The sequence below is a fragment of the Streptomyces sp. CC224B genome (genome assembly GCF_030010595.1).
GTDB classification, from domain to species: domain Bacteria; phylum Actinomycetota; class Actinomycetes; order Streptomycetales; family Streptomycetaceae; genus Streptomyces; species Streptomyces longispororuber.
The window spans coordinates 1-21,306 of sequence record NZ_JASCXL010000115.1 but is presented as its reverse complement, the minus strand read 5'-3'; the positions used below and the strand labels follow the sequence as shown (position 1 = coordinate 21,306).

The 21,306-nt window shown below is 73.0% G+C and carries 15 protein-coding genes and 1 pseudogene; 7 read left to right on the top strand and 9 right to left on the bottom strand.

Annotation, left to right across the window (positions count from 1 at the left end; all coding sequences use genetic code 11):
• Positions 1-42 precede the first annotated feature (42 nt).
• Positions 43-2,862 (bottom strand): preprotein translocase subunit SecA, encoded by a 2,820-nt coding sequence (gene secA / locus QK440_RS33190; protein ID WP_282796957.1) that lies wholly within the window; start codon positions 2,860-2,862, stop codon positions 43-45.
• Positions 2,863-3,429: 567 nt separating this feature from the next.
• On the opposite strand from secA, the gene QK440_RS33185 reads away from it, so the two are divergent.
• Positions 3,430-4,026, top strand: coding sequence for a GNAT family N-acetyltransferase (locus QK440_RS33185; RefSeq protein WP_282796956.1), 597 nt, complete (start codon positions 3,430-3,432; stop codon positions 4,024-4,026).
• A 148-nt stretch (positions 4,027-4,174) separates the two neighbouring features.
• Positions 4,175-5,350: a crosslink repair DNA glycosylase YcaQ family protein gene (locus QK440_RS33180; RefSeq protein WP_282796955.1), complete on the top strand. Its 1,176-nt coding sequence runs from the start codon at positions 4,175-4,177 to the stop codon at positions 5,348-5,350.
• Positions 5,351-5,404: 54 nt separating this feature from the next.
• On the opposite strand, the gene QK440_RS33175 is transcribed toward QK440_RS33180, so the two are convergent.
• From QK440_RS33175 to mtnA, 8 genes and pseudogenes are all read right to left on the bottom strand, one after another.
• Positions 5,405-6,148 carry a response regulator transcription factor gene (locus QK440_RS33175; protein WP_190137871.1) on the bottom strand — a complete coding sequence of 248 codons (744 nt, stop codon included), beginning with the start codon at positions 6,146-6,148 and terminating at the stop codon, positions 5,405-5,407.
• A 198-nt stretch (positions 6,149-6,346) separates the two neighbouring features.
• A complete protein-coding gene (raiA, locus tag QK440_RS33170) occupies positions 6,347-7,099 on the bottom strand; it encodes a ribosome-associated translation inhibitor RaiA (protein ID WP_282796954.1) in 753 nt (250 codons plus the stop codon).
• A gap of 356 nt (positions 7,100-7,455) precedes the next feature.
• A complete protein-coding gene (locus QK440_RS33165) occupies positions 7,456-8,016 on the bottom strand; it encodes a hypothetical protein (protein WP_349239337.1) in 561 nt (186 codons plus the stop codon).
• 402 nt (positions 8,017-8,418) lie between these two features.
• Positions 8,419-8,700, bottom strand: a pseudogene (locus tag QK440_RS33160) (ComF family protein); the annotation flags it as partial.
• Between the two features lie 207 nt (positions 8,701-8,907).
• Positions 8,908-10,662 carry an LpqB family beta-propeller domain-containing protein gene (locus QK440_RS33155; RefSeq protein WP_282796965.1) on the bottom strand — a complete coding sequence of 585 codons (1,755 nt, stop codon included), beginning with the start codon at positions 10,660-10,662 and terminating at the stop codon, positions 8,908-8,910.
• A 79-nt stretch (positions 10,663-10,741) separates the two neighbouring features.
• Positions 10,742-12,991 carry an MtrAB system histidine kinase MtrB gene (gene mtrB, locus QK440_RS33150; protein ID WP_282796953.1) on the bottom strand — a complete coding sequence of 750 codons (2,250 nt, stop codon included), beginning with the start codon at positions 12,989-12,991 and terminating at the stop codon, positions 10,742-10,744.
• Between the two features lies 1 nt (position 12,992).
• Complete coding sequence (gene mtrA, locus QK440_RS33145) at positions 12,993-13,682, bottom strand: two-component system response regulator MtrA (protein WP_189176211.1); 690 nt, start codon at positions 13,680-13,682, stop codon at positions 12,993-12,995.
• 4 nt (positions 13,683-13,686) lie between these two features.
• Entirely contained in the window at positions 13,687-14,778 is a 1,092-nt protein-coding gene (gene mtnA, locus QK440_RS33140) for an S-methyl-5-thioribose-1-phosphate isomerase (RefSeq protein WP_282796964.1), read from the bottom strand.
• Positions 14,779-15,317: 539 nt separating this feature from the next.
• On the opposite strand from mtnA, the gene QK440_RS33135 reads away from it, so the two are divergent.
• The 5 genes from QK440_RS33135 to QK440_RS33115 all read left to right on the top strand — a co-directional run bounded on the left by QK440_RS33135 (position 15,318) and on the right by QK440_RS33115 (position 21,135).
• Positions 15,318-16,631, top strand: coding sequence for a hypothetical protein (locus QK440_RS33135; protein ID WP_282796952.1), 1,314 nt, complete (start codon positions 15,318-15,320; stop codon positions 16,629-16,631).
• Positions 16,632-16,791: 160 nt separating this feature from the next.
• Positions 16,792-17,499: a DUF4129 domain-containing protein gene (locus QK440_RS33130; RefSeq protein WP_282796963.1), complete on the top strand. Its 708-nt coding sequence runs from the start codon at positions 16,792-16,794 to the stop codon at positions 17,497-17,499.
• Positions 17,496-18,845, top strand: coding sequence for a DUF4350 domain-containing protein (locus tag QK440_RS33125; protein WP_282796951.1), 1,350 nt, complete (start codon positions 17,496-17,498; stop codon positions 18,843-18,845). Before QK440_RS33130 ends, QK440_RS33125 begins: the two co-directional genes overlap by 4 nt.
• Complete coding sequence (locus tag QK440_RS33120) at positions 18,842-19,825, top strand: MoxR family ATPase (protein ID WP_282796950.1); 984 nt, start codon at positions 18,842-18,844, stop codon at positions 19,823-19,825. The genes QK440_RS33125 and QK440_RS33120 overlap by 4 nt, the downstream gene beginning before the upstream one ends.
• Positions 19,825-21,135 carry a DUF58 domain-containing protein gene (locus QK440_RS33115; RefSeq protein WP_282796949.1) on the top strand — a complete coding sequence of 437 codons (1,311 nt, stop codon included), beginning with the start codon at positions 19,825-19,827 and terminating at the stop codon, positions 21,133-21,135. Before QK440_RS33120 ends, QK440_RS33115 begins: the two co-directional genes overlap by 1 nt.
• Positions 21,136-21,306 lie beyond the last annotated feature (171 nt).

Genomic DNA, 21,306 nt, shown 5'->3' with positions numbered 1-21,306 from the left:
GCAGGCGCTCGTACTCCGCGCGGTGTCACGCGCCTTGCGGCGTCACTTCTTGCGGCGCCGGCCGCCCTTCTGGGCCTTGCGCCGCTCCGCGCGCGTCATGCCGTCACCGGCGGGCGCCCCGGCCGTGGACGGGGTAGAGGTGGTGAAGTCGCCCTCGTCGACGCCGCCCTCGGCGTTCGGCGCCTGGAAGTGCAGGCGGTCGGGGCGCTGCGGGGCCTCCAGGCCCTTGGCGCGGATCTCCGGGCGCGCGGCGCCGGCGGGCACCGCGTCCTGGGCGCCCTCCTTCGTCAGGGACGGCGCGGTGTCGGCCACCGGGACCTCCTCGACCTGCTGCTCGACCTGGACCTCCAGGTTGAACAGATAGCCGACGGACTCCTCCTTGATGCCGTCCATCATGGCGTTGAACATGTCGAAGCCCTCGCGCTGGTACTCCACCAGCGGGTCCTTCTGCGCCATGGCGCGCAGGCCGATGCCCTCCTGGAGGTAGTCCATCTCGTAGAGGTGCTCGCGCCACTTGCGGTCGAGGACGGAGAGCACCACGCGGCGCTCCAGCTCGCGCATGATCTCGGAGCCGAGCTGCGCCTCACGGGCCTCGTACTGCTGGTGGATGTCTTCCTTGACGGCCTCGGAGATGAACTCGGCGGTCAGGCCGGCGCGGTCGCCGACCTCGTCCTCCAGCTCCTCGATGGTGACCTTCACCGGGTAGAGCTGCTTGAAGGCGCTCCAGAGGCGGTCGAGGTCCCACTCCTCCGCGAAGCCCTCGGCGCTCTCCGCGGCGACGTAGGCGTCGATGGTGTCGTCCATGAAGTGCTTGATCTGGTCGTGCAGATCCTCGCCCTCCAGGACGCGGCGGCGCTCGCCGTAGATGACCTCGCGCTGGCGGTTCAGGACCTCGTCGTACTTGAGGACGTTCTTGCGCGTCTCGAAGTTCTGCTGCTCGACCTGCGACTGGGCGGAGGCGATGGCGCGGGTGACCATCTTGTTCTCGATCGGCACGTCGTCGGGCACGTTGGCCATGGCCATCACGCGCTCGACCATCTGGGCCTTGAAGAGCCGCATGAGGTCGTCGCCGAGCGAGAGGTAGAAGCGGGACTCGCCGGGGTCGCCCTGACGGCCGGAGCGGCCGCGGAGCTGGTTGTCGATACGGCGCGACTCGTGCCGCTCGGTGCCGAGGACGTAGAGCCCGCCGAGCGCCTTGACCTCCTCGAACTCGGCCTTGACCGCCTGCTCGGCCTTCTCCAGGGCGGCGGGCAGGGCCGCGGCCCACTCCTCGATGTGCTCCTCGGGGTCGAGGCCGCGCTGGCGCAGCTCCGCCTCGGCGAGGTCCTCGGGGTTGCCGCCGAGCTTGATGTCCGTACCGCGGCCTGCCATGTTCGTGGCGACGGTCACCGCGCCCTTGCGGCCGGCCTGGGCGACGATCGTCGCCTCCCGGTCGTGCTGCTTGGCGTTCAGCACCTCGTGCTGGATGCCGCGCTTGGAGAGCTGCTGCGAGAGGTACTCGGACTTCTCGACCGAGGTGGTGCCGACGAGGATCGGCTGGCCCTTCTTGTGCTTCTCCTCGATGTCGTCGACGACGGCGGCGAACTTGGCGACCTCGGTGCGGTAGATCAGGTCGGACTGGTCCTTGCGGACCATCGGCCGGTTCGTCGGGATCGGCACGACGCCCAGCTTGTAGATCTGGTGGAACTCGGCCGCCTCGGTCATGGCCGTACCGGTCATGCCGGAGAGCTTGTCGTAGAGGCGGAAGAAGTTCTGGAGGGTGATCGTGGCGAGGGTCTGGTTCTCGTCCTTGATCTCCACCCCTTCCTTCGCCTCGATCGCCTGGTGCATGCCCTCGTTGTAGCGGCGGCCGGCGAGGATACGGCCGGTGTGCTCGTCGACGATCATGACTTCGCCGTCGATGACGACGTAGTCCTTGTCCTTCTTGAACAGTTCCTTCGCCTTGATGGCGTTGTTCAGGTAGCCGACGAGCGGGGTGTTCACCGACTCGTAGAGGTTGTCGATGCCCAGCCAGTCCTCGACCTTCTGGACGCCGGACTCGTGGATGCCGACGGTGCGCTTCTTCTCGTCGACCTCGTAGTCGCCGGTCTCCTCGATGCCCTTGAGGGGCTCGCCGGGCTTGCCCTTGGTGAGGCGCGTCACCAGCTTGGCGAAGTCGCCGTACCACTTGGTGGCCTGGTCGGCGGGGCCGGAGATGATCAGCGGCGTACGGGCCTCGTCGACGAGGATGGAGTCGACCTCGTCGACGATCGCGAAGTTGTGGCCGCGCTGGACCAGCTCGTCCTTCGACCACGCCATGTTGTCGCGCAGGTAGTCGAAGCCGAACTCGTTGTTCGTGCCGTACGTGATGTCGCAGTTGTACATCTCGCGGCGCTGCGCGGGCGGCATGTTCGCCAGGATGCAGCCGACGTTCAGGCCGAGGAACTTGTGGACGCGGCCCATCATCTCGGAGTCGCGCTCGGCCAGGTAGTCGTTGACCGTGATGAGGTGCACGCCCTTGCCCGAGAGCGCGTTCAGATACGCGGGCAGTGTGCCGACCAGGGTCTTGCCCTCACCGGTCTTCATCTCCGCGACGTAACCGAGGTGCAGGGCGGCGCCGCCCATGAGCTGCACGTCGTAGTGGCGCTGCCCGAGCACGCGCTTGGCGGCCTCGCGCACGGTGGCGAAGGCCTCGGGCAACAGGTCGTCCAGCGTTTCGCCGTCGGCGAAACGCTCCTTGTACTCCGCTGTCAGCGCGCGCAGCTCGGCGTCGGAGAGGACCGTGAAGTCCTCCTCGATGGAGTTGACCTGGTCCGCGATGCGGTGCAGCTTGCGCAGGATCTTGCCTTCGCCTGCACGCATGATCTTTGAGAGGACGGACACGGGGGTTGGTCTCCTTGCCGGTCGGGCCTGGCACGGTCGGTTGTACTCGTCGGGCAACGGCCATCGTATGCGAGGACCCCGCTACGCCGGGAGGTCTGCCAGTACGTCAACGCGCGGGCGGCCTGGAAGGTGCCGCGAACGGGGATGCGGGGCGCCCGCGAGGCGGGGGTGCGGGGTCCCGGGAGGCGGGGGTGCGGGGATGCGCGGGCACCGGAAGGCGGGGGGTGCGGAGGTACCGGGACGCCGGGTGGGGCACTGGGCGGTGGGTGCGTGCGGGCGCCGAAGGGTGGACGCGTGGTGGGCTTCGGGTGGTGGGTGGGTGCGGCCATCGGGCGGTGGGGGCGTGGCGGGCTCCGGGTGGTGGCCGCGTGCGGCCATCGGGCGGTGGGGGCGTGGCGGGCTCCGGGTGGTGGCCGCGTGCGGCCACCGGGCGGTGGACGCGTGACGGGCGCCTGGCGCCTGGCGGGGATGCGTGCGGCCATCGGGCGGTGGGTGCGTGGCGGGCGCCAGGGCCGGGCCCGCGCAAACCGCTGGCGCCCCGGCGGGCGCCCCGCGCAGAATCTGCCGATGGAGCCCGTCACCCTCACCACCGCGCGCCTGCTGCTGCGCACGTTCACGCCCGCCGACACGGACGAGGTGTACGCGGCCTGCCAGGACCCCGACATCCAGCGCTGGACGACCATCCCGTCGCCCTACGCGCGCGTGGACGCCGAGGGCTTCACCGGCCGCATGGTCCCCGACGGCTGGCGCCTCGACACGGAGTACACCTTCGCCGTGCGTCCCCGCGCGGGCGGCCCGCTCCTGGCCGCGACCAGCCTGCACCACCCGCGCGCGGGGAGCTGGGAGATCGGCTTCTGGACCGCCACCGAGCACCGGGGCAACGGCTATGTGACGGAGGCCGTCCGGGCCCTCGCCCACTGGGCGTTCACCCGCCTCGGCTGCACGCGCCTGGAGTGGCGCGCCGAAGTGGGCAACACGGGCTCCCGCGCGGTGGCCGAGAAGGCGGGCTTCACGTTCGAGGGCACGCTCCGCGCGGCCCTGCTGAACAAGGACACCCTCCGCGACTGCTGGGTCGCCGCGCTCCTGCCCACCGACATCGGCCTCCCGTCCCGGCAGCAGTACCTCCCGGCGGGCGCCGTCGCACCGAGCCCGTCCGACCCTTGAGGCCGCGCGCGGCGGGGCGGAGGGGCCCCCGGGGAGGGGCAGCGCCTGGTTCCGGCAAGGGAAGGGCGGGCCCAGGCCCGCCGTGCCTCTTCCGGCAGCACCCCACCACCGCTCCCGGCTGTCAGACCCTCCCCCTATCGTTCCGCTCATGACCGAGCCGACCCGCACCCACCGCCCCCAAGCCGAACTCACCGCCGCGGAGGCCCGCCGCCTGGCCCTGCGGGCCCAGGGATTCCTCGGCGCCCCGGACCGCAGAGCGGGCGTCCGCGGCGTCCTGCGGCACCTGGGCGCGGTCCAGCTCGACACCATCTCGGTCCTGGCCCGCTCCCACGAGCTGATCCCGTACGCGCGCCTGGGCGCGGTGGGCCGCAAGGCGGTCGAGCAGGCGTACTGGACGGACACGCACGCCTTCGAGTACTGGTCGCACGCCGCCTGCATCCTCCCGATCGAGGAGTGGCCGCACTTCGCCTTCCGCCGCCGCGCCTACCGCGCCCGCCCGCACTGGCACCACGACCTCCCGGACGGCGCGTACGACCGGGTGATCAAGCAGCTCCGCGACGAAGGCCCGCTGACGGCCACGGAGTTGGGCGGCGCGAAGAACAAGGGCGAGTGGTGGGACTGGTCCGACTCGAAGATCGCCGTGGAGCGCGCGCTGATGTACGGGGAGGTGGTGTGCGTGGAGCGCCGCTCCTGGAAGCGGGTGTACGACCTCGCCGAGCGCGCCGTCCCCGACGCCCTGCTCCACGACGACCTGGACGACAGGGAGTGCCTGCGCCGCCTGGTCCACCTGGCCGGCCGGGCCCTCGGCGTCGGCACCCGCGCGGACATCGCGGACTACCACCGCCTCAAGGGCGAGCAGTTCGACGCGGTGGTCGCGGACTCGGGCCTGGTGCCGGTGACGGTCGAGGGCTGGGACAAGCCCGCCTGGGCGGACCCCGAGGCCCTGGCGGCACCCCCGCGCGGCCGCCACCGCACCACGCTCCTGTCGCCCTTCGACTCCCTGATCTGGGAGCGGGCCCGCACGGAGCGGCTCTTCGGCTTCACCCACCGCCTGGAGGCGTACGTCCCCAAGCAGAAGCGCATCCACGGCTACTTCGCGATGCCGGTCCTCGCGGGCGGCCGTCTCGTCGGCCGCGTGGACCCGGCCCGCGAGGGCAGCACGCTGGTGGCCAAGCAGGTGTCGCTGGAGGGCCCCAAGGCGGTGCCGGCGGTCGCCCAGGCGCTGCTGGAGGCGGCTCAGTGGGTGGGCTGCGACGCCGTCCGCGTGGAGCGCGTCATGGACCGCCCCGAACTGACGGCCGACCTGGTCCGCGCCCTCACCTGACCGGCGCCTCCGGGCGGACGGCGCCGGACGCGCCGGACCGCGCCCCTGCGCGCCTCACCGGATCTCGAGGATCTTCTCCCGCATCGCGTAGACGACGGCCTCCATCCTGGAGTGCAGTTGCAGCTTCTCCAGGATGTTGCGCACGTGGTTCTTCACGGTGTTCTCGGAGATGAACAACTCCTTGGCGATGTCCCGGTTGTTCATGCCGGTGGCCACCAGCTTGAGGACCTCCAGCTCCCGGTCGGTGAGCCGGGGCGCGGGCACGAGGCGCCGCTCGTCCGTGCGCTGGATCATGGACTTGAACTCCGTGAGCAGCTTCGACGCCATCGACGGGCTGATCTGCGACTGCCCGTCGGCCACCGCGCGGATCGCCGTGGCGACCTCGTCCGTGGAGATCTCCTTCAGGAGGTAGCCCGTGGCGCCCGCCTTGATCGCGTCGTAGAGGTCGGCCTCCTCGTCGCTGATCGTCAGCATGATGATCTTCGCGCTGGGGGCCACCTCCTTGATGGACGTGCACGCCTCGATGCCCCCGCGCTTGGGCATGCGCACGTCCATGAGGACGATGTCCGGCAGCAGGTCGGCGGCCTTGTCCACCGCCTCGGCGCCGTCCCCGGCCTCCCCGACCACCTGGATGTCCTCCTCGGCGGCGAGGACGATCTCCAGGCCGCGGCGGAAGAGCGCGTGGTCGTCCACGACGAGGACCCGGATGGGCTCCTTGCGCGGGGCGCCCGCGTCCGTGCCGATGCCGATGCCGTCACCGGCATCGTCGTTCCGCATCGGTCCGAAGCTGTCCGCCATCGTTCCTCCCCCTGAAGGCCAGGGCCAGTGGCTTGCCTTGGCTGCTCCAACCCTAGGCAGAGTCAACCGGGTTGGGCCGTCGCGCCCATGATTCCACGCCCGGAGCCCGGGTCGTGCACCCAGTGGTCGCACAGGGGTGCCCCTGGGAGCACACACGCGCTCCAGGGGCACACCGTCCTCCGTGCTCCGCCAGGGCTGTCAGCCGCCGATGCTGCCGCCTCCGCCGGCCGACTGCGCCTGGGTGACCATGGGGTCCGTGTTGAGGTGGATGACGCCGTAGTCGTAGGCGTGGCGCCGGTAGACGACGCTGGGCTCCTTGGTCTCGGAGTCGACGAACAGATAGAAGTCGTGGCCGACCAGCTCCATCTCGTAGAGCGCCTGGTCCAGCGACATGGGGGCCGCCACGTGCGTCTTCTCGCGGACCACGAGGGGGCCTTCGCCCTGGATCTCCAGCGAGCCGATCTTCTTGGTCGGTACGCCTTCGGCTTCCTCGCCGCCCGCGACCAGGCTGCCGTCCCCGTTGAGATGCGCCGCGTCCGGCACGGTGTTGGCGACCTCGGCGGCGGAGAGCCGGCCCGCGCCGCGCCGGTTGTGCCGCTTGTCGTGCTGCTTGCGCAGCCGGGCCTCCAGCTTGGCGGTGGCCAGGTCGAGCGCCGCGTACGGATCCGACGCCGAGGCCTCCGCCCGGATCACGGGTCCGCGCGTACGGACGGTGATCTCCACACGGTCGGAACGGTCGGCCTGACGCGGGTTGGTTTCCTTGGACACCTCGACGTCGAGGCTGATCACCTTGCCGTCGAGCTTCTGGATCTTGTCCAGCTTCAGCTTCTCGGCCACGTGCTTGCGGAACCGCTCGGGCACCTCGGTCTTGCGGCCCTTGACGACGATGTCCACGCAGAACTCCGTTCCCGGATCGCTCCGCGACTTCGGCGGAGCTTCTCCCTCTTGCACCAGGCCCCAGGAATTCCCGGAGCCTCGGACTCGGTGACTTCCACCTCCTCCTCCCCCGTGGACGAGATCTCCACCCCACCGGCCCGGGTGATTGCGGAAAACCTCAACCGACTCGGACCGATACGGACCGGCACGGACCGCCGGTGACCGACGTGGTTCGATGCGCACCGACGTCGACCGACGCGGACCGGTCCCGGACCGGCGTGGACCAGCATTCCGTTGTGCGAGGGGCGTTGTCCGCCACTCCTCACAACCGAACATATCTCGCCCGGACGGATGTCGTCACCCTCTACCCGCACGTACCTCCATTCGGATGCTTTATCCCTCTCACTACCTGCAACGATGAAAGTTCTCCGTCAGTTCCGGTTTATGTCGAAGGATTCCGGCGAAGCGGCGACGACCGCCGCGCTCACCGTCTTTCCACGCGCCTTTGCACCGGTCAACCGCGCATTCGCGGTCAGGCCCGCGGCGTCGTTCTCCGTGCCGCGGTTTGGCTGGTTCCGTATCTGGTTCTGCACCTCGAACCGTGCCCGGCCTCCGTTCCCCGCCCGGTTCCCTGCGCGGGACGCTCGATCATCTCCTTCCCCATATGCGCCGTCTACGCTCCTCAGTGCCCGGGCCGCCTCGGCGAGAGAGGCACCCGTCGTCATGACGTCGTCGACGACCACGACGCGCTCCGCGTCCCGCAGCAGCCGCTCCGCGCCCGCGGCGAGCTCCAGCGCACCCGCCAGGTTCGCCTGGCGCTCGCGGGAGTTGAGGCCCGCCTGGTCGGCGACCGCGCGCCGCTGCCGCAGCGCGGTGAGCACCCGCACCCGCATCCCCTGGCGCCGCAGCTCGCCCGCGGCGGCGTACGCGATCCGCCGCACCGGGTCGTGCCCCCGGGCCCGCACCGCCCGCCCCGCGGACGGCACCGGCACCAGCAGGACGAGGCCCGCGCCTACGGGGCCGCGCGGCGCGCTCCGCGGGCCTGCTGTCCCGTCCCCGATGCCTAGCGGCCTTGCCGGACCGTCCGCAGCGCAGCCCGGTGGCCCGCACGCCTCTCCTGGCGGCCCGTACGCCTCTCCGCGCCACCCGCCCGGCGCGCCACGCGGCTCCCCTGGAGCGCCACACGGCCCGCCTGGGGCGCTATGTGCCCTATACCGCGTGGCTGGCGAGCCGGGCACCTCTCCCCGCAGCCCGGCTGTCGTCGTCCCATGTCTCCCGTCCCCCGTCCCAGGTGGCCCGTACAAGGCCCCTCCCAGGCCGTCGGCGGCCCCCTGTGGCCCGCCCACGGCTCCGCCGGCCCCCTCGGCCGCATCCGTGGTTCCGCCCGTCACCGACGCCCTTACAGCCCCTGCCAGCGCCTCGCCGAGCGGTCCGACGAGCGCCAGTGCCCCCCTCTCCTTGTGCGCGAGCAGGACCGCTCGCACCGTGTCCTCGTACGCCGCCGCCGCGTGCACGACCGGCAGCCCCCGTGGCTCCGGCGTCGGCCGCACCCTGCGCGGCGCGGCCCCGCACAGAGCGGACCGGCACCGGGCGCACAGCGCCACCCGAGGCCTCGCGCAACCTCCGCACTCCGTCGGCAGCACCAGATCCGTGAGGTCCTGCCACCACCCCCGCATGACCACCACTGTGCCAACGCCCGCACCTCGCTGCCACCCCTGTGGACAACGCCCTGTGGATAACTCGCCTCCACCAGCTTGACCAGGGCAGACACGGTTGAAGGCCAGGCGAGAGCGCGAGCGCGCGACGGTACGACCCCGCGCCGAACGGAGAGCCTCAGCAGACCCGCCGCACGCACGCGGCCTACGAAAGACCCGCGGCCCCCGTCACCCGGGATAGACCGGCCCGGCCCCGTCCTTGCCGACCGTCTGCCACTGGCCTCCCGACGGCAGCCGCACGATGCCGTCGTCCGAGTGCGCGAGCAGCGGCTGCGTCTCGTCCTCGGACGCGGCGATCTCCTTCACCCCGGTCAGACCGGGCAGCGTCGCCCCGGCGCGTGCCGAACCGTCGCACTGCACGTACCGCATCTGCTGCACGCCCCCGGACTCGCGCCCCACCACCACGAGGCGGCTGGGCCCCGCCCAGGACATGGCGGTGACCTCCTCCATCTGGGGAGCCGCCTCGCGCGGTTCGACGACGGAGATCTCCGGCCGCTCGTCCTTGCCCGCCGTGCGCTCGACGCGGCCGATGCGCAGCGACGTCTTGCCGCCCTTCTTCACCAGGAGCGCGATGCGCACGCCGTCGGCCGACACCCGGATCGCCTCGATGTGGCCGTCCAGGCCCGACACCCGTACCCGTACCGGCTCGCCCTTGCCCTGGCCGAGCCAGAGCAGCCGCCGGTCCCTCGGGTCGCGGTCGGCCACCCACAGGTCGCCCCGGCCGTCCCAACTGGGCGTGGACAGGCCCTGTTCCGGCGTCTTGGCCCGCGAACGCACCTCCGGGCCGCCGAGCGTGCCGCCGACCAGGGACGCCGTGTACAGCCTGCGCCCGTCGTCCGACACCCCGGCCGCGCGCACCTCGTTGCGCGACACCGCCACCGCCCGCAGCGCCTGCTCGGGATGGCCGAACGGCCCGGACACCGGCTCGGGCTTGGCGTTGCTCCCGGCGTTGCCCGGCATCCGTACCAGCCGCCGCTTGTCGTCGACGTAGTACTGGTACGACGGGCGGTTCGCGCTGCGGGGCGACGCGACCGTCTCGGCCCGGTCCTTGCCGAGCACGCAGAGCTGCGAGCCGTTCTCCCGCTGGAGCTCGACCTGTTCCACCCCGGAGGACGCCAGGTCCTGGAGGGTGAACAGGAGTTGCGCCGCCATCTCGGTGCACCGCTGCTGGTCGACCTGGCCCACCCGCTCGGCCAGCGGCACGACCAGCTTGTTCTTGTCGTCCGGCGTCAACGACTTGGCGTCCGGGGCGAGCGCCGTCCTGGAGTTGAACCGCGAGGTGACCACCGGCCCCAGCCAGTGCGTGGGCCCGTCGATGAGCGACTTCACGGTCTCCGTCAGCGGATCGATGCGCTGGCGCACGTAGATGGGGTCCGCGACGAGCGCCTTGGGCCCGCTGTCGCGGCCGCCCGCCCCGGGGACGGCGAAGTAGTACTTGTTGACCGCCTCGTAGTTGCGCTCGAAGTCTGACTCGCCGAGCACGACCCCCTTGGGCAGCCGGTCGATGCGCCACACCCGGCCGTTGGGCCCGTTCTGCTGCGAGAGGTGCACGGTCTCCGCGTACGCCCGCTCGTCGGGCACGTACGCGTGCTGCTTGTTGACCGTCGCGACCTGGCGCCCGGTCAGCGAGTACGTCCGGCCGCCCCCGCTGTCGTTGCCCAGATTGTCCGCGACCGTGTTCGGGCCGTCCGCGAGCACCGTGGTGGAGTGCTCCGGTTCCCAGGTGGCGGACGCTTCCTTGGTGAGGTACTTGCGGGCGATCGCGAAGTCCGGGTCGTCGCTGGTCAGCGCCTCCAGGAAGCCCTGGACGATGTCCACGGCCCGGGCGTTCTCGGCCGGCGGCATCGCGTACACGCGCACCTGGGACTGCGAGTCCGGCCGCTGCGAGGCATCGACCTTCTTCAGGTTGCCCTCGTCAGGCATGGAGGCGCAGCCGGCGAGCAGCGTCGCGCACGTGGCGAGCACCAGGCCCGCCCGCAGCGGGCGCCCGCGCCCGATCCCTTCAGCGCCCACGCGAGGCCCCCTCTTCCGCACCGGCACCCGGCCCGTCGCCACTGCCCGCTCCCGGCTTCTCGTCCTGCTCCCCGCGACGCGCGGCGTCCGCGCGCGGTACGTCCTGCCGCGCGCCGTCCGCGCGCCGTACGTCCTTCCGTACGCCCTCCGCGTGCTGCTCGCCCCGGCCGTGCGGCCCGCCCCGGCCCGGTGTCGGCGGCGCCGGACGCGCCGGGCTCCCGTTCGTGCTGCTGTTCGTGCCGCCGTTCGTACTCCCCGTGTGCTCGTCGCCGGGCACCGAGGACTGGCGGGGCACCACCCGCGCGCCGTTGCCCGGCAGTGCCGCCGGGTCCACGTCCACGGCCGCGTGCGCGTGGCGGGGCGCGATCGGCGCCTTCGCGGGCACGGGCGGAGGCACTCGCTCCGGGGGCTGGTGGGGCACGGTGGCCCGCTTGCCGCCGCCCCCGCGCGGCAGGCCCGCCGCGTCCAGGCCGCGGTGGCGCCGCGAGTCGTCCGGCTCGAGCGGTATCGGCGAACCCCGCAGCACCTCGTCCGCCGTGCGCGGCAGCGTCAGGCGGAACTGCGAGCCGCCGCCCGGCTCGCCCCAGGCCTGCAGCCAGCCGCCGTGCAGCCGCGCGTCCTCCAGGGCGATGGACAGGCCGAGGCCCGTACCGCCGGTGGTACGCGCGCGTGCCGGGTCGGCCCGCCAGAAGCGGCTGAACACGCGCGTGGCCTCACCGGGCTTCAGCCCCACCCCGTAGTCCCGCACGGCGACGGCGACCGCGCCGCCCGCCGCCGCGAGCTTGACCACGACGTCCTTGCCCTCGCCGTGCTCCACGGCGTTGACGACGAGGTTGCGGAGTACGCGCTCGACGCGCCGCGCGTCGGCCTCCGCGACGACCGGTTGCTGGTCGCCGACGACCCGTACGCGGGTGCCCTTGCGCTCGGCGAGCGGCTCGGCGCCGCCCACGACCCGGCGGACGACCTCGCGCAGGTCTATCGGCTCGGCCTCCAGGGCGGCCGCGCCCGCGTCGAAGCGGCTGATCTCCAGGAGGTCGCTGAGCAGCGACTCGAAGCGGTCGAGCTGGTCGGCGAGCAGCTCCGCGGAGCGCGCCGTCACCGGGTCGAAGTCCTCGCGCGCCTCGTGGATGACGTCGGCCGCCATCCGTACGGTCGTCAGCGGCGTACGCAGCTCGTGCGACACGTCCGACACGAACCGCCGCTGCATCCGCGACAGCTCCTCCAACTGCTGGATCTTGAGCTGGAGGTTCTGCGCCATCTTGTTGAAGGCCTCGCCGAGGCGCGCGATGTCGTCCTCACCGGTGACCTTCATCCGCTCCTGCAGGCGTCCGGCGGACAGCCGCTCGGCGATCCCGGCCGCCATCCGTACGGGCGTGACGACCTGCCGCACGACCAGCCAGGCGATGGCCCCGAGGAGCACCACCACGAACAGCCCCGCCGTCGCGAGCGTGCCGCGCACCAGGCTCATCGACTCCTCCTCCTGCGTGAGCGGGAAGAGGTAGTAGAGCTGGTACGAGTCGCCGTTGAGGTCGCTGAGCTGCTTGCCGATGACCAGGCCGGCCTGCGACGCGCGGTGGTCGATGAACTTGATCCGTGTGTTGCTCTGGTAGGCCAGCGTGCCCTCGCCGACCTTCTCGCGCACCTCTTCGGGCACGCTCTGGATCGGGTCCACCCCACCCGAGGCCCGGGGTCCGCGGACACTGCCGACGTCGCCCGTGTTGGCGCTGAGCGTCACGACGTAGAACGCGTTCTGCCCGCCGCTGGCGAGCTGTTCGGCCAGCTCCGACATCCACACGGCGGCGTTCTGCGCGGTGGGCCCGTCCGTGCCGTCGCCCTGGGGGGAGACCTGACGCGCGGAGTTGGCCTTCTCCTGGGCGACGCGGAAGCCGCCGTCGGCCTGGCTCTGCGAGGCGTTGACCTTCGCCTTGAGCAGGCCGTTGCTGACCGAGCTCATGACGACGAAGCCGAGCAGCAGCACCACGCCGAGCGACATCAGCAGCGTCGTGACGACGACCCGGAGCTGGATGTTGCGCCGCCACAGCCGCATGACGGGCAGCAGCGGGCGCCGCACCCAGCGCGTGAAGAGCCGCAGGAAGGGGCTGCCCTGCACGCCCCCCTGCAGCATCCGGCCGCCGTCGACCAGGGCCCCGAACCGGGGTCCCCGCCGCGGCGGCCGCACAGCCCGCCCCGGCCGTGCTCCCGAGTCGCCGGGCGCCGGAGCGGAACTGTCCCGCGACATGTCAGCTCGGTCCGGCCTTGTAACCGACGCCACGGACGGTCACCACGATCTCGGGACGCTCCGGGTCCCGCTCGACCTTGGAGCGCAGGCGCTGCACGTGCACGTTGACCAGGCGGGTGTCCGCCGCGTGGCGGTAGCCCCACACCTGCTCCAGCAGCACCTCGCGGGTGAACACCTGCCAGGGCTTGCGGGCGAGCGCGACCAGCAGGTCGAACTCCAGCGGCGTCAGCGCGATGGACTGGCCGTCCCGCTTCACGGAGTGCCCCGCCACGTCGATGACCAGGTCGCCGATGGCGAGCTGCTCCGGGGCGGGCTCCTCGGACCTGCGCAGCCGCGCACGGATGCGCGCCACCAGCTCCTTCGGCTTGAACGGCTTGACGATGTAGTCGTCAGCCCCCGACTCGAGACCCACCACCACGTCCACGGTGTCACTCTTCGCCGTGAGCATGACGATCGGCACGCCGGACTCCGCCCGGATCAGGCGGCACACCTCGATGCCGTCCCGCCCCGGCAGCATCAGGTCGAGCAGTACAAGATCAGGCTTTGCCTCCCGAAAAGCGGCCAGCGCCTTGTCGCCGTCGGCAACGAACGACGGCTCGAAACCCTCACCACGCAGCACAATCCCGAGCATCTCGGCCAGTGCGGTGTCGTCGTCGACGACAAGGACTCGTCCCTTCATGCCTGACATCATCCCATTAGCTAATCGTTACCTGGCGTGACCTGGCACACAGCTCGGCAAGGCCCTCCCTCGTCACGGGCGACACCACGCCCTTCTCCGTCACGATCGCCGTCACCAGCTCCGGAGGCGTCACGTCGAAGGCGGGGTTGTAGGCCTGCGTCCCCAGGGGCGCCACCGGAATCCCGCCTCCCGCCTCCACTCCCGTCACCGGTACGAACGGAACCGTGACCTCCGTCACCTCGTGACCACTCCGCTGCTCGACCTCGATGGAGGCGCCGTCCGGGGTCTTCGGGTCCACGGTCGTCACCGGCGCCACCACGATGAACGGCACGTGGTGATAGCGCGCGAGCACCGCGAGCGGATAGCTCCCCACCTTGTTGGCCACCGAACCGTCGGCCGCGATCCGGTCGGCGCCGATCAGCACCGCGTCGACCTCGCCGCCCGCGAACAGCGACCCTGCCGCGTTGTCCGTGAGCAAGGTGTACGGCATGCCGTTGCGCGCCGCCTCGTACGCCGTGAGCCGGGCGCCCTGGAGCAGCGGCCGCGTCTCGTCGACCCAGAGCCGGCGCAGCCGCCCCACGCGGTGCGCGGCGAGCGCCACCGCGAAGGCCGTGCCCTCGCCTCCGGAGACCAGGGCCCCGGTGTTGCAGTGCGTGAGGATACGGTGCCCGCCGCCGGGCAGCAGCTCGTCGAGCAGCGCCAGGCCGTGCGCCGCCATCCGCCTGCTGGCCTCGGCGTCCTCCTGGTGCAGCGCCCGCGCGGCGGCCAGGGCGACGCGGGCCGCGTCCGTCGCGTCGGCCCCCGCCGTCACCGCATCGCGGTACGCCGTGTGGGCCCGGCGCACGCCGTACCCGAGGTTGACGGCGGTGGGCCGCGCGTTCGCCAGGGCGTCGGCGGCCTCATCCACGTCGAAGCCGCGCGCGGCGGCCAGCGCGACGCCGTACGCCCCGGCGATGCCGAGCAGCGGCGCCCCGCGCACGGCGAGCGTCCGGATCGCCTGCACCAGGGCGGGCGCGTCCGTGCACACCAGCTCGGTCTCCTCGCCGGGCAGCCTGGTCTGGTCGAGCAGGACGAGCACGGGGCCTTCGGGCGGCTCGTCCCAGCGGATCGCGCGACTCGTGGGGACAGCGGGACTTGTGCGTTCCGCGGGCCCACTGGGGCTCGCAGGAGTGGGTGAGGCCACCGGACCGCCTGAGGGTGTCGATGGTGCCGGAGACGCTGTCGTCGCCGGGCGTGCTGGGGAGGCTGGTGATGCCGGAGACCCTGGTGATGCCGGAGACGCCGACGATGCTGGAGGTGCCGCGGGTGCGGAAGTGGCGGGAGCGCCCTCGGGAACGCCGGGTTCCCTCGGGGGCGGTGCAGCGGCGCCCGTGGGCGGTGGGGTGGTGCCGCTGGGCGACGGGGTGGCGCCGGTAGGCGGTGGGGTGGTGCCGGTGGGCGGTGTCGGCCGTACGTCCTCGCCGGATTGCGCGTACTGATCAGCCATCCGCCCAGTCTGCCCGGTACCCGTCGGACAATAGAAGGTGTCCAGCCCGGACAGCGCACGGCCTCCATGCCCCCGCGCCTGGTCCCCGGGCCACCGCACCGTGGCACGATGGCAGCCAACCTGCCCCCGCGTCCGCGAGCGGGCACTGTGAAGGAGCGACGATGAACGACACTCCGGGCTGGGCCTCGCCCGGATCTGCCCCCTCCGACGGACCCGGCCCCGGCGAGGAGGGAACCCCCGCGCCCGAGGACCGGCCGGGCGGTCCTTCCTCGAAGTGGTCCAAGGAGCAGCCGCCGCCCGCCCAGTGGTCCGCGCCCGGCGCTCCCGGCCCCGGCCAGAGCCCGCCGCCGCCCGCGCCGCCCGGCCAGGGCTGGGGTGGCGGCCGCTCCGGCGGCCCGGGCGGCTCCGGAGGCCCCGGAGCCCCGGGCGGACCCGGGGGCCCCTACAGCGGCTGGGGTGCCTGGCAGGGCCCGCCGCCCGCCGCCAAGCCCGGCGTCATCCCGCTCCGCCCGCTCGCCGTCGGCGAGATCCTGGACGGCGCGGTCTCCACGATGCGTACGCACTGGCGCACGGTACTCGGCATCTCGCTGACCGTCGCCGTCGTCACCGAGTTGCTCGTCGTCCTCCTCCAGGGGCTCGTCCTCAACGACGCGGCCGACACGGAGGCCCTCAACGACCCGAGCGCGACGGTCGGCGAGGTGACCCGTGCCCTCGGGGACACGCTCCTGAGCTCGGGCGTGGTCCTCGTCATCACCCTGCTCGGCACGATCGTGGCGACCGCCCTGCTGACGATGGTCACCAGCCGCGCCGTGCTCGGCAGGTCGGTCACCACGGCGGAGGCGTGGCAGGACTCCCGGCCGCTGCTGGCCAAGCTGCTCGGCCTGACGCTGCTGCTGCCGCTCATCGCCGTGGGCATCGTCGCGGTCGGCACCCTGCCCGGCATCCTGATCGCCGCCGCCGGAGCCACGGACGCCGGTGTGAGCCTCGCGGTGCTCGGCGGACTCGCGGCGGGTGTCGTCTCCATCTGGCTGATGGTCCGCCTCTCGCTCTCCTCCCCGGCGCTGATGCTGGAGAAGCAGGGCGTGAAGAAGTCGATGAGCCGGTCCGCGAAGCTGGTGCAGCGCTCCTGGTGGCGGGTGTTCGGCATCCAGCTGCTCGCCGCGGTCATCGCGAACGTCATCGCGTCGATCATCGTCATCCCGTTCACCGTCGTCGCGGGCGCGCTCAGCGGCGACAGCGTCTCCAGCCTCCTGGACAGCGGCACGGGTGACGTCGGCTGGACCTTCCTGATCGTCAGCGGCGTCGGCCAGGTGATCGGCTCCATGCTCACCTTCCCGATCACCGCGGGCGTCACCGTGCTGCTCTACATCGACCAGCGGATCCGCCGCGAGGCCCTGGACCTGGAGCTCGCCCGCGCGGCCGGCGTCCCGGGCCACGGCACCTCCGACGCGCCCGGAAGCACCTCCGGGAGCTGATGCGGTGATCTGGGCGGGGACAGTTCTCCACCGGCTCGGCGCTGCCGTCCTGCCGCCGCCGGACCACGGCTTCGGGACGGCACCGCGGCCGGGCCACGGCCCCGGTACGGCATCGGCGGGCCTCGGCACCGCACCGGCGGACTTCGGCACGCCACCGTCCCTGACGCCCCGCGCCGCCTTCAGCGCGGCCCGGGCCCTGCCCCGCACCGGCGACGAACCCCCGCTGACGATCCCGCGCGGCCCCGCGCGGGAGGCGGCCGAGCGCGAGCTGTCCAAGCCGACGTACCACGAGAACGACCCGAGCCTCCTCCAGCGCGCCCTGAACCGCTTCTGGGAGTGGGCCGACGACTTGTTCGGCGCCGCCGCCGGGGCCGCCCCGGGCGGCGGGCTCGGCCTGCTGGTCATCGTCGTCGTCGTGGCCGCCGTCATCGCGGCCCTGTGGTGGCGCCTGGGCACTCCGCGCCGCACCGGCACCCCCTCGGCGACGCTCTTCGACGACCGCCCGCGCAGCGCCGCCGAACACCGCGCGGCCGCCGAGGCACACGCCGCCCAAGGCCACTGGAACCAGGCCGTCCAGGAGCGCATGCGCGCGATCGTGCGCTCCCTTGAGGAGCGCGCGCTCCTCGACCCCCGCCCGGGCCGCACGGCGGACGAGGCCGCCGCCGAGGCGGGCCGGGTGCTGCCCGCGCACGCGGACGGGCTGCGCTCCGCGGCCCGGGAGTTCGACGACGTCACGTACGGCGGCCGCGGCGCCGACCCGGCCGCGTACCACCGCCTCACCGACCTCGACCGGATCCTGGACCGCGCCAAGCCCCTGCTCAGCGCCGCCGGAACGGCCGCCACCCGCCCCCCGGGAGCCGCCGGATGACGGGCCCGACAAGCCCCGCGGACGCGCCGGGCACCGGCGACGACACCTCGACCCCTCGCAAGGACACCGCGCACGCCCGCGAGGGCGCCTCGGCCGCCCGCGAAGAGGCCCCGCCGCAGCCGTCCCCCACACCGGCCGACGCTCGCGAAGGCACCCCACCCACCGGAACCTCCCTCTCCGTCGGCCCCCGCCAACTCTGGACCCGCACCCGGGGCCTCGCCCTCGCGCTCGTCGTACTCCTCGTCGCGGCCGTCGCCATCGCCGCCGTCCGCTCCGGCGCCCAGCACGGGCGCCTGGACCCGCGCTCCGCCGACCCCTACGGCAGCCGGGCCGTCGCCCAGCTCCTCGAGGACCGGGGCGTGACCACGCGCGTGGTCACCACCACCGAGGAGGCCCGGTCCGCCGCGGGCCCGGACACCACGCTCCTGGTGGCCGATCCCGACGTCCTCACCGACCGCCAGCGGTCCCGCCTCCGCGACGCCACCCAGGACTCCGGCGGCCGCACCGTCCTGGTCGCCCCGGACGGCTCCTCGGTCCCGGCCCTCGCGCCCGGGGTCTCCGCGGCCGCCGCCCGCAGCCTCGACTCCACGCTCTCTCCGCGCTGCTCGCTGCCCGCCGCCCGCCGCGCCGGCTCCGCCGACGTCGGCGGCATCCGCTACGAGACGCTCGCCCCCGACGCCGACTCCTGCTACGTCAGCGACGGCCTGCCCAGCCTGCTGCGCCTCCCGGCCGCCGACGCGCGCGGGGGCACGCGCGGCGACACCGTCCTCCTGGGCGCCCCCGACATCCTCCACAACGACCGTCTCGACGAGCACGGCAACGCCTCGCTCGCCCTGCAACTGCTCGGTTCCCGCCCTCACTTGGTCTGGTACCTCCCCTCGCTCTCCGACGACGCCGTCGACGACAGCGCCGACAAGGGCTTCTTCGACCTGATCCCCTCCGGCTGGCTCTGGGGCACCCTGCAGCTCACCCTCGCCGCCGTGCTCGCCGCCTTCTGGCGCGGCCGCCGCCTCGGGCCCCTGGTCCCCGAAAAGCTCCCCGTCGCGATCCGCGCCTCCGAAGCCGCCGAAGGCCGCGCCCGCCTCTACCGCAAGGCTGGCGCCCGTGACCGCGCCGCGACCGCCCTGCGCTCCGCCACCCGCACCCGTCTCGCCCCCCTCGTCGGCGTCCCCACCGCCCGGGCCCATACGCCCGAAGCGCTCCTGCCCGCCCTGACCAGCCGTCTCCGCACGCCTGGCCAGGACCTGCACCCCCTCCTCTTCGGCCCGCCGCCCGGCGACGACACGGCGCTCATCGCCCTCGCCGACCAACTCGACGCCCTCGAAAGTGAGGTACGTACTTCATGATGGACCCGACCACTGACAACGCCGGGAGCTCCGACCGCGCCCGCTCCTCCCTGGAGTCCCTGCGCACCGAGATCTCCAAGGCCGTGGTCGGCCAGGACCCCGCCGTCACCGGCCTCGTCGTGGCCCTGCTCTGCCGCGGCCACGTCCTGCTCGAAGGCGTCCCCGGCGTCGCGAAGACCCTCCTCGTGCGCGCGCTCGCCGCGTCCCTCGAACTCGACACCAAGCGCGTCCAGTTCACCCCCGACCTGATGCCCAGCGACGTCACGGGCTCCCTCGTCTACGACGCCCGGACCACGGAGTTCTCCTTCCAGCCGGGCCCGGTCTTCACCAACCTCCTGCTCGCCGACGAGATCAACCGCACGCCGCCCAAGACCCAGTCGTCCCTGCTCGAAGCGATGGAGGAGCGCCAGGTCACCGTCGACGGCACCCCGCGCCCCCTGCCCGAGCCGTTCCTCGTCGCCGCCACCCAGAACCCCGTCGAGTACGAGGGCACCTACCCGCTGCCCGAGGCCCAACTGGACCGGTTCCTGCTGAAACTGACGGTCCCCCTGCCCGGCCGCGACGACGAGATCGCCGTTCTGCGGCGCCACGCGGAAGGCTTCAATCCGCGCGACCTGCGCGCCGCCGGCGTGCGCCCCGTCGCGACCGCCGCCGATCTCGACGCGGCCCGCGCCGCCGTCGCCAAGACCGCCGTCTCCCCCGAGATCACGGCGTACGTCGTGGACATCTGCCGCGCCACCCGGGAGTCCCCGTCGCTCGCCCTCGGCGTCTCCCCGCGCGGCGCCACGGCGCTGCTGTCCACGGCCCGCGCCTGGGCCTGGCTGACCGGCCGCGACTACGTCATCCCGGACGACGTGAAGGCCCTCGCCCTGCCCACGCTCCGCCACCGCGTACAACTGCGCCCCGAGGCCGAGATGGAGGGCGTGACGGCTGACTCCGTCGTCACCGCGATCCTGAACCACGTCCCGGTGCCCCGCTGATGGCCCCGACCGGCCGCGCCGCCCTGCTGGCGGCCCTGGGCTCCCTCCCCGTGGGCATCCTGGAGCCCAGCCTGACCGGCCTGCTCGCCGTCAACGGCCCCCTGGCCCTGGCCTGCGCCTGCGACTACGCCCTCGCCGCTCCCGTACGCCGCCTCGGACTGACCCGCTCCGGCGACACTTCCGTGCGCCTCGGCGAACCCGCGGACATCCAGCTCACCATCACCAACCCCACCAACCGCCCCTTGCGTGCCGACGTCCGCGACGCCTGGCCGCCCAGCAGTTGGCAGCCCGGGACAGAGACCGCCGCTGCCCGGCACCGCCTGACCGTCCCGTCCGGTGAGCGACGCCGTCTCACCACCCGCCTGCGCCCCACGCGTCGCGGTGACCATCAGGCGGACCGCGTCACGATCCGCTCCTACGGCCCGCTCGGTCTCTTCACCCGCCAGGGCGGCCACCGCGTCCCCTGGTCGGTACGCGTCCTGCCGCCCTTCCTCAGCCGCAGGCACCTGCCGTCCAAGCTGGCCCGCCTGCGGGAGCTCGACGGCCGCACCAGCGTGCTGCTCCGCGGCCAAGGCACGGAGTTCGACAGCTTGCGCGAGTACGTGCCCGGGGACGACACCCGCTCCATCGACTGGCGCGCCACCGCTCGCCAGTCCTCGGTGGCCGTGCGCACCTGGCGCCCGGAACGCGACCGTCACATCCTGATCGTCCTGGACTCGGGCCGCACCTCCGCGGGCCGCGTCGGCGACGCTCCCCGGCTCGACGCCTCGATGGACGCCGCGCTCCTCCTGGCAGCCCTGGCGTCCCGCGCCGGCGACCGCGTCGCCCTCCTCGCGTACGACCGTCATGTACGGGCCCTGGTCCAGGGCAAGGCAGCCGGCGACGTCCTGCCGTCCCTCGTGAACGCCTTGGCCACGCTCGAGCCGGAGCTCGTCGAGACGGATGCCCGCGGCCTCACCGCCACGGCGCTGCGCACGGCTCCCCGCGGCGCGCTGATCGTCCTGCTCACCAGCCTCGAAGCGGCTCCGGTCGAAGAGGGCCTGCTCCCCGTACTTCCACGTCTCACGCAGCGCCATACGGTTCTGGTCGCGTCGGTCGCGGACCCCCACATCGCCCAGATGGCCGCGGCCCGCGGCACCACGGACGCGGTGTACGACGCCGCGGCCGCCGCGCAGGCGCAAGCGGAACGGCATCGCACGGCGGAACAGCTCACCCGCCACGGCGTCACCGTCGTGGACGCTACCCCCGACAACCTGGCCCCGGCACTGGCCGATGCCTACCTCTCTCTGAAGGCAGCGGGCCGCCTCTGAAAAGAGCCCCCGCTCCGGCCCTACCCCGACTGGCGCGATGCCGGGGCGAAAAAACCTCCATAACGCGAGAAAGCCCCCGTGCCATTGGCACGGGGGCTTTCTCTCAACAATAGTTCGGCGGCGTCCTACTCTCCCACAGGGTCCCCCCTGCAGTACCATCGGCGCTGAAAG

Excerpts from the sequence above, each read along its gene's own strand:
- mtrA (WP_189176211.1), bottom strand. The coding sequence starts at position 13,682 with ATGATGTCAGGCATGAAGGGACGAGTCCTTGTCGTCGACGACGACACC.
- QK440_RS33125 (WP_282796951.1), top strand. The coding sequence starts at position 17,496 with ATGACGGGCCCGACAAGCCCCGCGGACGCGCCGGGCACCGGCGACGAC.
- QK440_RS33135 (WP_282796952.1), top strand. The coding sequence starts at position 15,318 with ATGAACGACACTCCGGGCTGGGCCTCGCCCGGATCTGCCCCCTCCGAC.
- QK440_RS33185 (WP_282796956.1), top strand. The coding sequence starts at position 3,430 with ATGGAGCCCGTCACCCTCACCACCGCGCGCCTGCTGCTGCGCACGTTC.
- mtrB (WP_282796953.1), bottom strand. The coding sequence starts at position 12,991 with ATGTCGCGGGACAGTTCCGCTCCGGCGCCCGGCGACTCGGGAGCACGG.
- QK440_RS33180 (WP_282796955.1), top strand. The coding sequence starts at position 4,175 with ATGACCGAGCCGACCCGCACCCACCGCCCCCAAGCCGAACTCACCGCC.
- QK440_RS33115 (WP_282796949.1), top strand. The coding sequence starts at position 19,825 with ATGGCCCCGACCGGCCGCGCCGCCCTGCTGGCGGCCCTGGGCTCCCTC.
- QK440_RS33155 (WP_282796965.1), bottom strand. The coding sequence starts at position 10,662 with ATGCCTGACGAGGGCAACCTGAAGAAGGTCGATGCCTCGCAGCGGCCG.
- QK440_RS33120 (WP_282796950.1), top strand. The coding sequence starts at position 18,842 with ATGATGGACCCGACCACTGACAACGCCGGGAGCTCCGACCGCGCCCGC.
- QK440_RS33175 (WP_190137871.1), bottom strand. The coding sequence starts at position 6,148 with ATGGCGGACAGCTTCGGACCGATGCGGAACGACGATGCCGGTGACGGC.